This is a genomic window from Anaerovibrio sp., assembly GCF_045637405.1.
Classification (GTDB): Bacteria; Bacillota; Negativicutes; order Selenomonadales; family Selenomonadaceae; genus Anaerovibrio.
The window spans coordinates 23659-39933 of the sequence record NZ_JAZTZI010000171.1 but is presented as its reverse complement, the minus strand read 5'-3'; the positions used below and the strand labels follow the sequence as shown (position 1 = coordinate 39933).

Sequence of the window (16275 nt, the reverse complement as noted above, 5' to 3'; positions counted from 1 at the left end):
GCTGCTTATACTGAGGGGTTTAACCCTCATCTGAAGATGTCCTTTGCTTCACCATTGTCATTGGGTGTAACCTCTGATGCGGAGTATATGGATTTTGAATTGACAAAGCCCCTTTGTCAGCCGGAGATTTTTGACAAGCTGTCTGCAGCCCTGCCTCCTGGAATAAGGCTTATTAAGCTAAAGCCGGTAAAGGAACCAAAGCCTTGTGAGGGAAAAAAGCATAAGGCCCTGATGGCCGAAGTGGAGCAGGGAATCTATGAGGTGGCAGCACCTCTTACTGGTGATTGGGATGCTGCAGTTAAGGCTGTGGAAAGATATAATGGTACCTCTGAGGTGAATTATCATCGCGTTACCCCTAAAAAGACCAGGGATATTGAGGTTAAGCAGTATATGCTGGAGCCTGTGAAAATTGGCATGAGTGGTGATTGGGTGAAGCTCACCATGAACATTTCCATTACTCAGACCGGAAGTATAAAGCCAGCTGAGATATTGGAGCTTTTACATAATGAATATGGTCTGCCAGTTGCGTTGGGCCGGGCATTAATCAATCGCAGCAAGCTCATGGGCCAGGGCAAGGACCTTATAGATTTAGTATAAAAGGACATCATGAAATCACCCCATGCCACCCACATAAACAAGTATAACTTCAATGGAAAGGAGGGGCTGCAATGAAAACCATATATGTGAATGTGATGCCGGAAGAAACCCGCATGGCTGTTGTTGAGAATGGCCAGCTCATGGCTTTGGAGCTGGAAAGGCCGGAGCATGCCCATTTGGTAGGCAACATATATAAGGGGCAGGTGCAAAATGTTCTTAAAGGAATGCAGGCCTCCTTTGTGGATATTGGCCAAGCAAAGAATGCCTTCCTTTATGTCGGCAATGGTAAAATAGCTTCCACGGCCCAGGCAAATTCTCCAAGGGAAAATGTCACAGTGGGTCAGAATGTCATTGTCCAGATAATAAAGGATGAGGTTGGCACAAAGGGCCCACGGGCTACGATGCATTTATCTATTCCTGGCCGTCATGTGGTATTGATGCCCAATTCTGCGTATATTGGAACATCCCATCGTATAGAGGGTAATGAGGAGCGCCAGCGGCTTCACCATATTGTTCGGGCTGAGGTGCCAAAGAATATGGGGTGTATCATCCGCACTGCGGCTCAGGGACAGCCGGCGGAAAATATCGTTAGGGATATCCGCTACCTGATGAAATTATGGGATGAGATACTGGCCAAGGCAAAGCTGTCTGCCACCAGCTCTTTATTGTATCGTGATGCAGATTTGGTAATCAGAATTGTCCGGGACTATCTCAGTGACGATGTGGACAAGATGGTTATTGACAATCCAAAGATGTACAAGAGGGTTTGTGATCTAATAAAGGCAACCTCTCCGGATGTACTGCAGCGTATTGAATTGTACGATGGCAGCAATATTTTCAAGGATAATGGCGTTACCGAGGCACTGGAGCAGCTAAAGAACCGTACAGTTGAGCTGAAGTCCGGTGGCTTCCTTGTAATAGATAAGACTGAGGCTATGACGGTTATTGATGTTAATACCGGCAGCTTTGTAGGAGACATGAATCTGGCAGACACGGTGTACAAGCTGAATATTGAAGCGGCTGATGAAATTATGCGTCAGCTTCGTTTGCGGGATATTGGTGGCATGATACTGGTGGACTTCATTGATATGGAAACCCGGCAGCAAAATGATGCTCTGTTGGAAAGAATGCGGCAGTTGGCCTTGAAGGATCGTTCCAAGACTAATATAGTGGATATTACCTCTTTGGGGCTGGTGGAAATAACCAGACGGAAATCACGGAAAAATATTGAAAGCATGCTGTATTGTCAGTGCCCAGTTTGTGAGGGCAACGGCAGAGTGTTGTCCCCGGAGTCATTGGCGGTGAAGGTATGCCGTAATATACGCCGCATAGAAGCCAGAAAGCATGCAGCTGATGGCTATATACTTCAGCTTAATCCCCAGGCGGCCAATGAAATCAGGGCTATGGACAGCTTTAGACGACTTAGGGAGGAATTTGGCGTAGATATTTCTTTGGAGTCCTCACGGGAGGTAATGCCGGGGACTTACATCCTTACACAAAAATAAAAATATTTATAGTTGCATTCTATATTTGTATATGGTATAGTATTTCACGGTGTAATTAGAAAAACGCACGCCAGAGGACGTTTAACCTGTGCCCAAAGTGGTGGTTTAAACGGATGAGGCTGGCGGAGGAAATAAAAACAGGAGGTGCACCACTATGGCAGTTGTTTCTATGAAACAGTTATTAGAGGCTGGTGTTCATTTCGGACATCAGACCAGAAGATGGAACCCTAAGATGGCTAAGTACATCTTCACCGAGCGCAATGGTATCTATATCATTGATCTTCAGAAGACCGTTAAGAAGGCTGAGGAGGCCTACAACTTCGTACGCAGCGTAGCTGAGTCCGGCAAGTCCGTTCTTTTCGTTGGTACCAAGAAGCAGGCTCAGGAGGCTATCAAGGAAGAGGCTCTGAAGGCTGACCAGTATTTCGTAAACGAGCGTTGGTTGGGCGGTATGATGACCAACTTCAAGACTATTCAGGCTCGCGTTAAGCGTCTGAAGGAGCTTGAGGCGATGGCAGAAGACGGTACCTTCGAGGTTCTTACCAAGAAGGAAGTACAGGGCCTGAAGCATGAGATGGAGAAGCTCGAGAAGTATCTCGGCGGTATCAAGGATATGAAGGAGCTCCCAGGTGCGCTGTTCATCGTTGACCCACGCAAGGAGAGAATCGCTGTAGCAGAGGCCCACAAGCTCAACATTCCAATCGTGGCTATTATCGATACCAACTGCGATCCAGATGAAATCGATTATCCAATTCCTGGTAACGACGATGCTATTCGTGCCGTTAAGCTCATTACCGGCAAGATTGCAGATGCTGTTATCGAGGGTCGTCAGGGCGAAGCTGCTGAGGCTCCAGCTGAGGACGCTGAGTAATATGAACCTTAAAAGGGGTAAGGGGATATCCCTTATCCCTTGTTTTTTTGAAATTATATCCGAATTAATAGGGGGAAATAAACAATGGCACAGATTACTGCTGCATTAGTTAAAGAACTGCGCGAGATTACCGGCGCTGGTATGATGGACTGCAAGAAGGCTCTCGTTGAGTGCGATGGCGACAAGGACAAGGCTATCGATTATCTCCGTGAGAAGGGCATTTCCAAGGCTGCAAAGAAGGCTGGCCGTATTGCTTCCGAGGGTGTTGTAGCTGCTGCTTATGATGCTGCATCCAACACTGCTTGTCTGGTTGAGGTTAACTCCGAGACGGACTTCGTTGCAAAGAACGACAACTTCAAGGAACTGGTTAAGAAGATTGCTGAGCACATCATTGCGACCAAGCCTGCTGATATTGATGCTCTCAATGCTTCCATGCTTGATGGCAAGACTGTTGCTGATGTTATGACTGAGGCTGTTGCTTCCATCGGTGAGAAGCTGTCCCTCCGTCGTTTCGTTGTATATACTTCCGAGAACAAGCTGGCTACTTACATCCACATGGGTGGTAAGATTGGTGTAGTTGTAGAGCTTTCTGGTGGCAGCGATGAGCTGGCACAGGATATCGCTCTCCAGATCACTGCTCAGAAGCCACAGAGCATTGACCGCAGTGGCGTTGATCCTGAGTATCTTGACCATGAGCGTGCAGTTCTCCGTGCACAGGCTCTGGAAGAGGGCAAGCCTGAGAACATCGTTGATAAGATGGTTGAGGGTCGTCTGAACAAAACCTATAAAGAAATCTGCCTGGTTGAGCAGGAATTCTTCAAGTCTTCCGATCATGAAACCATTCAGGACATCCTTGGCGATGTTAAGGTTCTCCGCTTTACCCGCTTTGAGATGGGTGAGGGCCTTGAGAAGAAGAACGAGGACTTCGCAGCAGAGGTTGCAGCTCAGATTAAGTAATTAAATATTTTATTCTCATTGAAAAAGGGACTTGCAGACGCGGTCCCTTTTCTTTAAGATATAAATGATAAATATCATTTTTGAAATTATATTGAAAATTTAGTTATTCTCGGATTTGGAGGTTGTTACAGTGGGAAAATATAAGCGCGTTCTACTAAAGCTTAGTGGCGAGTCTTTGGCAGGTGATCAGGGATTTGGCATTAATCCTGTTGTGGTTGAAGCTATCGGAAAGCAGATAAAGCGCGTGCATGATGCGGGTATTGACGTGGCTATCGTTGTAGGCGGCGGCAATATCTGGAGAGGACTTGCAGGCAGTGCCAAGGGTATGGACCGTGCCCAGGCGGACTATATGGGGATGTTGGCTACTGTTATTAATGCACTGGCAATTCAGGATGCTCTGGAGCAGCAGAATGTTCCCGCTCGTGTACAGACTGCTATAGAGATGCGTCAGGTGGCTGAGCCTTATATTCGTCGTAAGGCTACCCGTCATATGGAAAAGGGTCGCGTAGTAATTTTTGGTGCCGGTACCGGTAATCCATATTTCTCCACTGATACCACTGCAGCTCTCAGAGCTGCTGAGATTGAGGCAGATGTTATTCTCATGGGCAAGAAGGGTACTGAGGGTATCTATGACAAGGATCCAAACCAGAATGATGATGCCAAGAAGTTTGATAATATCAGCTACAAAGAGATTCTGCTCCGCAGTCTGAGTGTAATGGATTCCACTGCAACCAGTCTGTGCATGGACAATGATATTCCATTAGTTGTATTTAAGATTGATGATTTTGAAAATATTTACCGTGCAGCTATTGGTGAAGATATTGGTACTACTGTAGGAGGCAAATAATCATGATTAACGACATTATATCTTCCAGCGAGGAACGTCTGAATAAGTCTATTGATGCGCTCAAGAGAGAATTTGGTTCCCTCCGTGCCGGCCGTGCTACTCCTTCCCTTTTGGACAAGGTTATGGTAGATTACTACGGTACCCCAACTCCTGTAAATCAGGTGGCAAAGGTTTCTGTTCCAGAGGCTCGCATGATTATGATTCAGCCTTGGGAAAAGACTATGCTCCATGAAATCGAAAAGGCTATTATGAAGTCTGAGCTGGGACTTTCCCCTAACTCAGACGGTACTGCTATTCGCCTGTCTATTCCTCAGCTTACCCAGGAGCGTCGTAAGGAGCTGGTAAAGACTGTAAGCAAGAAGGCTGAGGAGGCCAAGGTGGCTATCCGCAATATCCGCCGTGATGCCAACGAGCATATCAAGAAGCTGGAAAAGGACAAGGAAATCACTGAGGACGAGTCCAAGAAGGGACAGGAAAAGTTCCAGAAGATTGTTGACGGCTTCATTAAGAATGTGGATACATTAAAGGAAGCCAAAGAAAAAGAAATCATGGAAGTATAATATGGAAATTGATATTGTAGGCAGACCTTGGCATTTAGCCAAAACCTTGCTTAATGATGCCCATATAATGTATAATGTAACGGTAACCCGACCGACTAAGGACTTTTTTAAGCTTGAGCCTGAAGGGTATTATGTTATCAGACAGCGTCAGCTTTCTGATGGCACGTTAGACATTAGGATAGCAGCTAGGCTGCTGAAGGAGGTTTCTAGTAATGGCTTACAAGATTGAAGATGGTTGCATTTCTTGCGGTACTTGTGCAGGCACTTGTCCTGTAGAGGCAATTTCCGAGGGCGACAGCAAGTACGAAATCAATGCAGACGTTTGCGTTGAGTGCGGTGCTTGTGCAGCAGGCTGCCCTGTAGGTGCAATTGTTGCTCCAGAATAAGACACATAACAGCCGTAAATGACTGATAAAAGTGTCAAAAGGCCCCTCAATATGCAATATTTGAGGGGCTTATTTTCTTTGTTTGTGAGTAGGTGTAAGATATGTGGAAAAAGATTTTTGGCAAAACTAAAGATGAAAATTCTAATACGTATACATCCCTGCTTGAAAATATAGATAGAAACCGTTTGCCACGACATGTGGCTATCATTATGGATGGCAATGGCCGTTGGGCCAATGGAAAGGGTATGGTTCGTTCTGCCGGACATACGGCAGGAGTGAAGGCACTGAAAAGAACCTTAAAGGCTGCCTCGGATTTTCATTTGGAGGCCTTGACGGTATATGCCTTTTCCACGGAAAATTGGAAAAGACCAACAGCAGAGGTTGATTTCCTCATGAAGCTGTTTTCAGAATATCTTGATAAAGAAATTGCAGAAATGGACAGTGAGAATGTCCGTATTGATTTTATAGGCAGGCTGGATGGTTTATCCCCGGCTTTGCAAAAGCAGATAGATGATGCCCGTAAGCGGACGGCCACTAATACTGGTGTTAAATTTAATGTTGCCGTTAATTATGGTGGGCAGGATGAAATGGTACGGGCAGTTCAGTCATTGGCCCGGGATGTGCAAAATGGCAATCTTAAACCGGAAGACATTGACAGCAAACTGCTGGAATCCCGTTTGGATACCAAGGAGCTGCCACCAGTTGATTTGGTGATACGTACCAGTGGCGATATCCGGCTCAGTAATTTTCTGATTTGGCAAACAGCATACGCGGAATTTTGGTTTACGGAAACCAACTGGCCGGATTTTACAAAGGAGAATCTGGCAGAGGCGTTGCTGGATTTTAGCCAGCGGGACCGGCGCTTTGGCGGCTTAAATAAGAAGAAATGAGGAAACTAAGGGATGCTTACTAGAATAATTACCGGAATCATTGGTATAGTGCTGGCTGCTCTGGTTATTCAGACCGGTGGAAGTGTGTTTGCCGGTGCCGTTTTGTTACTGGCCTTTGGTGCTTGGTATGAATATTGTAATGCCTTTAAACAAAAGGGATATAAGCCAACTTTGGTTACTGGAATGGTGCTGATTTCCATTATGTGGGCAGGGGGCTTCCTGGGAAGCGACGGATTGCTTGTATTCTCGGTGATGTTCTCAGCACTGGTTATTATGTTGCTTACAGTTTTAAAGCATGGGAAATTTGATGTTTTATCTGCTGTGATTTCAGTAGCAGGCGTTTTCTATATCGGTTTACCCTTTGTTCACCTGGTGATGCTTCGCTTTACAGGTGAGGAAGCCTATATTTCCACCAGTCTGGGGGATTTTCAGCTGGGCTGTGCTTTGGTATGGGTGGCCTTAATTGGTACTTGGGCCAGTGATACCTTTGCTTATTTTGCCGGTTGTTTTCTGGGAAAGCACAAGCTGTGCGAAACAATCAGCCCAAAGAAAACCATTGAGGGCTTTATTGGAGGCTTGATTGGCACTACCGCCTCTGTGGCGGGGCTGGGTGTATTCTTCGGCTTTGACGTGATTGTGATGGCTGTTTTGGGATTTTTTATCTGTATCGTAGCCACCTTGGGGGATTTGGTTGAATCTGTGGTAAAGCGTTATACAGGTATTAAGGATTCCGGAAATATTATTCCTGGTCATGGGGGAATATGGGATAGGTTTGACAGTGTAATTTATACTGTTCCTTTCGTGTACTATTTTATGTATTGCGCAAGAATTACTGGTTAAGTTGCCACAATTATTGTTGATGGCGTTAAAAAAGTGGCAGTAAAGCAAAAATGCTTTATTGCCTATTTCTCTTTAAGTGGATTTTAAGGAGTATGTTTTATGAAAAATTTAGTTGTATTAGGGTCTACCGGCTCCATCGGTACCCAGACCCTTGACGTGGTTCGTGATAATCCTGAGTTGTTTCATATATCTGTTCTGGTAGCTAATCGCAGTGATGAGCTCCTGGAAAAGCAGATAAATGAATTTCAGCCTGAATTGGCTGTTTTGTCTGATGAGGATGCTGCCAAGCGTTTAAAGAGCAGATATACCGGAAAGACAAAAATAATGGGCGGTCGTGAGGCTGTTATAGAAGCAGCGGTTTTCCCGGAGGCTGATACGGTAGTTACTTCACTTATGGGCTTTGCAGGACTTGAGCCTACAATGGCTGCTTTGGAAGCAAAAAAAAATATTGCGCTCGCCAATAAGGAAACTCTGGTGGTGGCCGGTGAGCTGGTAATGGCCAAGGCCAAGGAAATGGGCTGCGCTATCCTGCCTGTTGACAGTGAGCATTGCGCGCTGTTCCAATGCCTCCAAGGCCAAGACCGAAAAGCAGTAGAAAAGCTAATCCTTACAGCATCCGGTGGCCCGTTTAGAGGGAAAAAAGCCAGTGAGCTTACTGAAGTTACAAAATCCGATGTATTGGCTCATCCAACCTGGAATATGGGACAGAAAATAACCGTTGATTCTGCGTCTTTGGTGAACAAGGGACTTGAAGTTATTGAGGCTAAGTGGCTCTACGGTGTTACTTACGATCAGATTCAGGTGGTGGTTCACCCGCAGAGTATTGTTCATTCTATGGTGCAGTATCGTGACGGCACTGTAATGGCACAGCTCGGTTGTACGGATATGCGCCTTCCTATTCAGTATGCTCTGACATATCCTGAAAGAGTTGAGTCCCGTTTCCCAAGGGTTGATTTCTACGAATTGGGTAAGCTCACCTTTGAAAAGCCAGATATGGATACCTTCCGCGGCTTAAAGCTTGCCTTCGAGGCTGGTAAAACCGGTGGAACCATGCCTTGTGTTATGAATGCAGCCAACGAGGTTGCTGTAGAGGCCTTTTTAAAGGGGAAGGCGGGTTTCCTTAAAATATATGATCTTATTGAAAATGCCATGACTAAGGCTGAGGTTATCCATAATCCTACTTTGGAGCAGCTTTTGGAGGCTGATAAGTGGGCCCGTGAGATTACCCGTCAGGAAATGTCAAAATAATAAAGGGAGTATACATTATGTTATTAACTATAGTATCTGCGGTATTTGTATTTGGCCTTCTGGTACTGGTTCACGAGTGGGGGCATTTTATCACCGCCAAAATGACTGGAATGCGGGTTGATGAATTTGCTATTGGTTTCGGCCCAAAGCTGTTGGACTGGAGAAAAGGGGAAACCCTGTATGCAATTAGGGCAATCCCTTTGGGGGGCTATAATAAAATTGCTGGTATGGACCTTGATGAGGAAGAAGATGATGCCGGTGAAAGGGCATACTACAGACGACCGGTTTGGGCCCGTATGATTGTTATTTTGGCTGGTTCATTTATGAATTTTGTGTTGCCCGTTGTATTGTTTTTTCTGATTTTTGCTTTTGCCGGAATTCAGACCCCTAATACAGAGCCAGTTGTGGGCGGTGTTATGACCGGGGCTCCTGCAGAATCCGCAGGACTTATGGCAGGGGATAAAATTATCACCATTAATGGACAGCAGGTGACAGAGTGGAAGGATATATCAACCCTTCTTAGTGACGGGGCAGGCAAACCCTATGAGGTGACCTACCAGCGTGATGATGATACCATGAAAACCACTGTGATTCCAATGGAGGACGAAGCCACAAAGCGCGTTGTAATCGGTATTCAGGGTACTCTTGTGACTCAGAATGTGTCAATTGGTGAAGCGGCCAGCCTTTCCGTGGAAAAAACAGTGACTATTATTAAGAGCATGTTAGGTGCTCTGGTATTGCTCTTTACTCAGGAGGGGGCTTCGGCAGAGCTTTCCGGTCCTATTGGCGTTGCTCAGATGGCCGGAGAGGTGGCTCAGCATGGATTCATTCCATTGCTTAATTTTGCAGCATTTTTAAGCCTTAATCTTGGTATAGTAAATTTACTCCCTGTTCCGGCTCTTGATGGCGGTCATTTTGTGACACTGTGTATTGAGGCTGTACGGGGCAAGCAGATGAGCAAGCAGGTCATGTACTACATCCAGACCGTGGGCGTGGTACTTCTTATAAGTCTTATGATTTTCGCTACATTCAATGATGTAACCAGATAATGGAGGGATTTTCAGTGATAAAGCGTAAAGAAACAAGACAAATCCATATTGGCAACGTGCCCATTGGCGGTGGGGCCCCTATCTCCGTACAGTCCATGACCAACACCAAAACTACGGACACTGAGTCTACCGTGGCTCAGATCAATGCCCTGCAGGCAGCGGGCTGTGATATTGTTCGTCTGGCAGTGCCTGATATGGATGCAGCCCTCAATCTGGGAAACATCATTAAAAAGGTAAATGTGCCGTTAGTGGCTGATATACATTTTGATTATCGTTTGGCTTTGGAGGCAATTAATCAGGGGATTTCAGCCCTTAGACTGAACCCTGGAAACATAGGTGGAGAGGCCAATGTTAAAGTTGTTGTAGCTGAGGCCAAAAGTCATAATATTCCAATTCGCATTGGTGTTAATGCCGGCTCCTTGGATAAAAAGCTGTTGGCCAAGTATGGTGGTGTAACAGCAGAGGCATTGGTAGAATCAGCGATGGAACACGTCCGCATCTTGGAGGCACAGGATTTTTATGATATGAAGATTTCCTTAAAGGCTCATGATGTGCCACTGACCTTGGCTGCTTATCAGCTTATGTCAGAAACTGTGGATTACCCGTTACACTTGGGGATTACCGAGGCTGGTACTGCCCGTACTGGCATGATAAAATCAGCCGTAGGGATTGGAGCTTTGTTGGCTCAGGGTATTGGTGATACCTTCCGCATTTCCCTTACGGGTGATCCAGTGGTGGAGGTTAAGGTGGCCAATGAAATCCTTAAATCCCTCGGCATGAGAGAATATGGTCCAACCCTTATTTCTTGTCCAACCTGCGGACGCACCAGCATTGATTTGGCTGGTATAGCAGATGAGGTTGATAAAAGACTGCAGGGAATTACCAAGCCGATTTCTGTGGCTGTAATGGGCTGTGTGGTTAACGGTCCCGGAGAGGCAAAGGGTGCTGACGTGGGAATTGCCGGTGGTAACGGCGAAGGCCTTGTATTCAGAAAAGGTGAAATAATCCGCAAGGTGAAGGAAACTGAACTGGTTGAGGAATTATTCAAGGAAATAGATAATATTTTACAGGAGGACTAAGATAGTGCGCGCAACAAGACTTTATGCACCAACATTAAGAGAAACACCAGCAGAGGCAGAGGTTAAGAGCCATCAGCTAATGCTTAGGGCCGGTATGATTAGAAAGGCTGCAGGAGGTCTCTATACATATATGCCACTGGCATGGAGAAGCCTTAAGAAAATTATGCAGATTATTCGGGAAGAAATGGATGCTGCTGGTGGTCAGGAGATTGCCATGCCAATCGTACAGCCTTCTGAAATTTGGAAAGAGACTGGTCGCTGGTCAGTATACGGTGATGAGATGTTCAGAGTTTCTGACCGTCATGGCCGGGAGTTCTGCCTCGGACCAACCCATGAGGAAATGGTTACTACCCTTATCCGTGATGAGGTTCGCTCCTACAAGCAGCTTCCTCTTATGCTGTATCAGATTCAGAATAAATACCGTGACGAGATTCGCCCTCGTTTTGGTCTTATGCGTGGCCGTGAGTTTATCATGAAGGACCTTTATTCCTTTGATAAGGATGAGGAGGGCATGAATGAGTCATACAAGATTATGTATGATGCCTACACCCGTATCTTTAGCCGCATGGGGTTGGAGTTCCGCCCTGTAGAGGCTGATAACGGTGCTATTGGTGGTGGACATTCCCATGAGTTCACTGTGCTGGCTGAGGCTGGTGAGTCCAATATCGCATATTGCACCAAGTGTGATTACGCCGCTTCTGACGAAAAGGCAGAGCTTACTGTAATTAAGGCAGCCGAGGAAGCTATGAAGGAGCTGGATAAGGTTTCCACTCCTGATGCTCATACTATTGAGCTGGTGGCAGAGTGCCTGCACCTTCCTTTGGACAAGACAATTAAGGCCGTTGCATTTCAGGATGACAAGGATGAACTTATTTTGGCCTTCGTTCGTGGTGATCACGACGTTAATGATGTTAAAGTTGTAAATCTCTTTGAGGATTCAATTGAGCTTCACATGGCAACGGATGAATCCATTGCTGCCGCCGGTGGCGTACCAGGCTTTATGAGCCCTATAGGGTTAAAGGAAGGTACAAAAGTAGTGGTGGATGCCACTGTGATGGAAATGTTCAATGCCTGTGCCGGTGCTAATGAAAAGGACAAGCACTACATTAATGTAAATCCTAAGCGGGATTTCAAGGATGTGATTGTGGCTGATATCCGTATGATCAAGGAAGGGGATGCCTGCCCACATTGCGGTGCTCCTGTAAAGATGACCCGTGGTATCGAGGCTGGTCAGGTATTTACCTTGGGTACCAAGTATTCCCAATCATTACATGCCACCTTCCTTGATGAAAACGGCAAGGAAAAACCATTGGTTATGGGCTGCTACGGAATTGGTGTAAGCCGCACTATGGCTGCCGCCATTGAGCAGAATAACGATGAGAACGGTATCATTTGGCCAAAGGCCATTGCTCCATTTGAGGTCGTAATTGTTCCTATTAATGCCAAAAATGAAGACCAGTTAAAGCTGGCAGAGGACATTTACAAGGAACTGAAGGCCAAGGGTGTGGATGTTCTTTTGGATGACCGCAAGGATCGTGCCGGCGTTAAGTTCAAGGATGCTGATCTGATTGGTTATCCATTGCGTATTACCGTAGGTCCGAAATCCGTGGAGGAGGATTCCATAGAATTAAAGATTCGCCGTAATGGTGAAATGGTAAATGTTGCCAAGGCTGAGGTCGCTGCAAAGGCTGTAGAGATGCTGGAGAATCTTTAATTGTTATTTGTCAAGGGAATTCTCTTGACAAACAATATAGCTGTCGCTATAATAAATGAGGTTGATATCTATATGATGAAAATTAATATAATTGAAGCCAATGAAAACCTTGGTTCCCCCGTATCCTTTGAGTTTGTTTCCAATGCTCAGGAGCTGGATGGCCTTCACGAAAACTACAGCTTTGATGGCGATATTGTCGTCAAGGGTGAGTTTGTGGCTACAGGCAGGGGATATCGTGTAAGTGGCCAGATTTCCTGTACCAAGTCATTTGTTTGTGATCGTTGTTTGGAGCAGTCCTCCCAGCAGCAGGTTCACGGTTTTGATGAGGACTATCAGAGAAGAGGTCAGGGTTATGCTGAAGATGACCAAGATGTGAATTATTTTGATGGCGAGCAGGTGGATATATCTCCTATGATCAGGGATGTACTTTTGTCTGCCCAGCCGTTAAATAATATATGCAACGCTGATTGTCGCGGTCTGTGCCTTAAGTGTGGCGCAAACCTCAATCATGGCGATTGTGGCTGTGACCGTACTGTTATTGACCCAAGACTGGCGGCATTGCAGCAATTATTGATTAAGAAATAATTCTATTCATTAGTGAATGTTTCGTTAAGGAGGTGTATCCTGAAATGGCAGTACCAAAGCGTAAAATGTCTAAGGCTCGTCGTGATTCCCGTCGTGCCAACTGGAAGTTAGAGGTTCCTGGTTTCGTAGAGTGCCCACAGTGCCACGAGCCAAAGATGCCTCATCATGTTTGCACAGAGTGTGGTTACTATGATGGCAAGGAAGTTATTTCCGCAGCTGAATAATTGACTGCTGAATGAGCAGGCTTCAGGGCCTGCTCATTTTTAATGTTTCTCTTGAAAAATGTTTTAATTATACACACAATTCAAACATTTAGTAGTTGATAATATTTTTCTTGCCTTTTTATTGGAAAATTAATATAATCATAAGCAGTTAGTAGGACTTGGTACTAATTTTTGTGATTCACTGTTATTTCAACAAGCTATGAAGTGTCAGATTACCAAAGGGATTGATGTTTTTTCGGGATTAATTCATTTGTTAACCTGACAATTTGTATTGTTTGGAATGAAATGCTTTTTGTGATATGATGGTTATGTTGTTTTAAAGGTGAGTATAATGGCGCGAGTAAAAAAGAAAGAAAGACATACACTCTTAATGCGTCAGGTCAGCGAAAAACCTTTTCTCACTGATGAAGAATTGGCCAAGCTTCTGGAGGTAAGTATTCAGACTATAAGACTGGATCGTATGGAGCTGGGCATTCCTGAGGTGCGTGAGCGCATCCGCAGGGTAGCAGAAGAGGCCCGTGAAAAAGTAACCACTATTGAAAAGGACGATTTGGTGGGTGAACTGATTGATCTTCAGCCTGGACGTTCCGGGATTTCTCTTTTGAAGATTACTGAGGACATGGTGTTTTCAAAAAACCAGATTGCCAAGGGACATTATATTTTTGCCCAAGCCAGTTCATTGGCTGTGGCTGTAATTAACGCACCCATGGCTTTGACCGGTGTGGCCAACATCAAGCATAAGGTTCCTGTTAAGCTGGGGGAGATGCTTGTTGCCAAAGCGGAAATTATTCGTCAGCGCAGCAATAAATTCTTTGTCTGGGTTAAGACCAGAAATGACAAGGAAGAAGTTTTTCGGGCAAAATTCATTGTGGTTTCGTTGACTGAGAGTTAATAGGAGGCTCTAAATTGAAACTTGCAGTAGATGCAATGGGCGGTGATTACGCTCCAAAGCAGATAGTCATGGGGGCAATTGAGGCCGTAAAAAAATATGACTGTGAAATAGTCCTGGTAGGTGACCAGGCAAAAATAGAGGCTGAGTTAAAGGCCAACAATGCACAGAATCTCGATAGATTGACTATTCACCATACTACCGAGGTTATTGAAATGGGAGAGCATCCTGTGGAGGCTGTCAGAAAAAAGAAGGACTCCAGCCTGGTGGTGGCAACTAAGCTGGTTAAGACTGGTGAATGTGATGGGGTACTGTCAGCAGGCAGTACTGGTGCTGCAACCACAGCAGCTACACTGTTTCTGCGTACCATTAAGGGCGTGGACAAGCCATCTATAGCTACTCCGCTTCCTACCAAGGATGGCCTTGTGCTCCTTTTGGATTCCGGAGCAATTGTAGACAGTAAACCAAAGGATCTTACAGAGATGGCTCTCATGGGCTCCATTTATAGTCAGTATGTATATGGAATAAATAATCCTAAGGTGGGGCTTCTCAATGTAGGCGAGGAGGAAACCAAGGGAAATAAAAAAGTTCAGGCTACATACCCAATGCTTAAGGGAATGAATTCCATAAATTTCATCGGAAATGTTGAAGGCCGTGATATTCCTACGGGAATGGCAGATGTTGTAATTTGCGATGGATTTGTTGGAAATATTGTGTTAAAATTTGCTGAGGGTTTGGCAGTAACATTATTGGATTTGATAAAGGATGCCATAAAAAATGGCGGTATTTTCGCCAAGCTTGGTGCTGTGCTGGTAATGCCTGCACTTAAAAAGCTGGGAAAACGACTTGATGTTACAGAGTATGGCGGCGCACCTTTACTTGGTGTAAACGGTTGCTGTATAATATGCCATGGTTCTTCCGATGCAAAGTCAATTTGCAGTGCAATTAATGTTGCCAATGAATATGTTAAAAATAATGTGGTTGACCGCATTAGGGATAGCATAGAGAAGGAGGAGATGCTGGCGAATGACAACGATGAAGAAAAATAATGCAGGCATCTTGGGAACAGGCTTTTATGTTCCAGAGAAGATTTTAACTAATGATGATTTATCAAAAATTGTAGATACAAGTGATGAGTGGATTATGGAACGTACCGGTATTAAGGAGCGTCGCATAGCAGCCGATGACGAGGCAACATCTGATTTGTCCATGAGGGCAGCAGAGCAGGCCTTGGCTGATGCAGGAGTATCTCCGGATGAACTGGATCTTGTTATTGTATGCACTCTTACATCCGATAGAATTATTCCGTCCACAGCTTGTATGCTCCAGACACGTTTAGGCGCCAAGAAGGCGGCGGCCTTTGATTTATCTGCAGCTTGCTCTGGCTTTGCCTATGGACTTAGCGTAGCGGCACAATTTATTGAAACTGGTGCCTATAAAAAGGCTTTGGTTGTCGGCGCGGAAACTCTTTCCAAGTACATTAATTGGGAAGACCGTAATACCTGTGTACTTTTCGGTGATGGAGCAGGGGCGGCAGTTCTGGGACAAGTTGAGGATGGTTATGGTATTCTTAGCTTTGACCTGGGCAGTGATGGCTCCGGTGGGGATGCAATTCAGATTCCTTCCAGTGGTAGCCGCTTGCCTGTCAGCAAGGAAACAATAGATCAGCGACTTAATCTGATTCACATGAATGGCAAGGAAGTATTCAAATTTGCTGTTAAAGCCATGGGCAATACTGTGAAGCATTCCCTGGAAAAGATTGATATGCCACAGGAGCAGATTGATTGGCTGGTACCTCATCAGGCTAATATCAGAATTATTCAGTCCGCAGCCAAGAGATTGGCAATGCCTATGGATAAGGTGATATTAACTGTTCAGAAATATGGAAATATGTCAGCGGCTTGTATTCCAATAGCATTGGCCGAAGCTGCTGCTGAGAAGCGCTTTAAAAAAGGCGATATAATAGCACTGTCTGGTTTTGGCGCTGGCCTGACCTGGGCATCATGCATAATCAGATGGTCTAAGGAGGATTAA

The 16275-nt window shown here is 45.3% G+C and carries 19 protein-coding genes; all 19 read left to right on the top strand.

Annotated elements, in window-relative coordinates; genetic code table 11:
* On the top strand, nt 1-597 hold a 597-nt coding region (locus ACKI5G_RS12620), incomplete at its 5' end, for a TIGR03936 family radical SAM-associated protein (protein WP_407400885.1).
* Nucleotides 598-668: 71 nt separating this feature from the next.
* Nucleotides 669-2102: an Rne/Rng family ribonuclease gene (locus tag ACKI5G_RS12615; protein ID WP_407400883.1), complete on the top strand. Its 1434-nt coding sequence runs from the start codon at nt 669-671 to the stop codon at nt 2100-2102.
* A 154-nt stretch (nt 2103-2256) separates the two neighbouring features.
* Nucleotides 2257-2973: a 30S ribosomal protein S2 gene (gene rpsB, locus ACKI5G_RS12610; RefSeq protein WP_027396385.1), complete on the top strand. Its 717-nt coding sequence runs from the start codon at nt 2257-2259 to the stop codon at nt 2971-2973.
* Nucleotides 2974-3057: 84 nt separating this feature from the next.
* A complete protein-coding gene (gene tsf / locus ACKI5G_RS12605; RefSeq protein ID WP_407400881.1) occupies nt 3058-3930 on the top strand; it encodes a translation elongation factor Ts in 873 nt (290 codons plus the stop codon).
* Nucleotides 3931-4060: 130 nt separating this feature from the next.
* A complete protein-coding gene (gene pyrH / locus ACKI5G_RS12600; RefSeq protein ID WP_037324744.1) occupies nt 4061-4777 on the top strand; it encodes a UMP kinase in 717 nt (238 codons plus the stop codon).
* Nucleotides 4778-4779: 2 nt separating this feature from the next.
* Complete coding sequence (frr, locus tag ACKI5G_RS12595) at nt 4780-5337, top strand: ribosome recycling factor (RefSeq protein WP_085022144.1); 558 nt, start codon at nt 4780-4782, stop codon at nt 5335-5337.
* 1 nt (nt 5338) lies between these two features.
* Entirely contained in the window at nt 5339-5566 is a 228-nt protein-coding gene (locus ACKI5G_RS12590) for an aliphatic sulfonate ABC transporter (RefSeq protein ID WP_407400878.1), read from the top strand.
* A complete protein-coding gene (locus ACKI5G_RS12585) occupies nt 5550-5723 on the top strand; it encodes a DUF362 domain-containing protein (RefSeq protein WP_027396390.1) in 174 nt (57 codons plus the stop codon). The genes ACKI5G_RS12590 and ACKI5G_RS12585 overlap by 17 nt, the downstream gene beginning before the upstream one ends.
* Before the next feature lie 101 nt (nt 5724-5824).
* Nucleotides 5825-6613 (top strand): isoprenyl transferase, encoded by a 789-nt coding sequence (locus tag ACKI5G_RS12580; RefSeq protein ID WP_407400876.1) that lies wholly within the window; start codon nt 5825-5827, stop codon nt 6611-6613.
* Nucleotides 6614-6625: 12 nt separating this feature from the next.
* Nucleotides 6626-7453 (top strand): phosphatidate cytidylyltransferase, encoded by an 828-nt coding sequence (locus ACKI5G_RS12575; RefSeq protein ID WP_407400874.1) that lies wholly within the window; start codon nt 6626-6628, stop codon nt 7451-7453.
* A gap of 99 nt (nt 7454-7552) precedes the next feature.
* Nucleotides 7553-8701, top strand: a complete 1149-nt coding sequence (locus tag ACKI5G_RS12570; protein WP_407400872.1) for a 1-deoxy-D-xylulose-5-phosphate reductoisomerase — start codon at nt 7553-7555, stop codon at nt 8699-8701.
* A 17-nt stretch (nt 8702-8718) separates the two neighbouring features.
* Nucleotides 8719-9750 carry an RIP metalloprotease RseP gene (gene rseP / locus ACKI5G_RS12565; protein WP_407400870.1) on the top strand — a complete coding sequence of 344 codons (1032 nt, stop codon included), beginning with the start codon at nt 8719-8721 and terminating at the stop codon, nt 9748-9750.
* A gap of 17 nt (nt 9751-9767) precedes the next feature.
* Complete coding sequence (gene ispG / locus ACKI5G_RS12560) at nt 9768-10829, top strand: flavodoxin-dependent (E)-4-hydroxy-3-methylbut-2-enyl-diphosphate synthase (protein ID WP_407400891.1); 1062 nt, start codon at nt 9768-9770, stop codon at nt 10827-10829.
* 4 nt (nt 10830-10833) lie between these two features.
* On the top strand, nt 10834-12543 hold the full coding sequence (locus tag ACKI5G_RS12555) for a proline--tRNA ligase (protein ID WP_407400868.1): 1710 nt from the start codon (nt 10834-10836) through the stop codon (nt 12541-12543).
* Between the two features lie 72 nt (nt 12544-12615).
* Nucleotides 12616-13128, top strand: a complete 513-nt coding sequence (locus ACKI5G_RS12550; RefSeq protein WP_407400866.1) for a YceD family protein — start codon at nt 12616-12618, stop codon at nt 13126-13128.
* Between the two features lie 44 nt (nt 13129-13172).
* Nucleotides 13173-13352 carry a 50S ribosomal protein L32 gene (gene rpmF / locus ACKI5G_RS12545; RefSeq protein WP_027396398.1) on the top strand — a complete coding sequence of 60 codons (180 nt, stop codon included), beginning with the start codon at nt 13173-13175 and terminating at the stop codon, nt 13350-13352.
* A gap of 331 nt (nt 13353-13683) precedes the next feature.
* Nucleotides 13684-14244 (top strand): transcription factor FapR, encoded by a 561-nt coding sequence (fapR, locus tag ACKI5G_RS12540; protein WP_407400864.1) that lies wholly within the window; start codon nt 13684-13686, stop codon nt 14242-14244.
* 14 nt (nt 14245-14258) lie between these two features.
* On the top strand, nt 14259-15290 hold the full coding sequence (plsX, locus tag ACKI5G_RS12535) for a phosphate acyltransferase PlsX (RefSeq protein ID WP_407400862.1): 1032 nt from the start codon (nt 14259-14261) through the stop codon (nt 15288-15290).
* Nucleotides 15277-16275 (top strand): beta-ketoacyl-ACP synthase III, encoded by a 999-nt coding sequence (locus ACKI5G_RS12530; protein ID WP_407400889.1) that lies wholly within the window; start codon nt 15277-15279, stop codon nt 16273-16275. The genes plsX and ACKI5G_RS12530 overlap by 14 nt, the downstream gene beginning before the upstream one ends.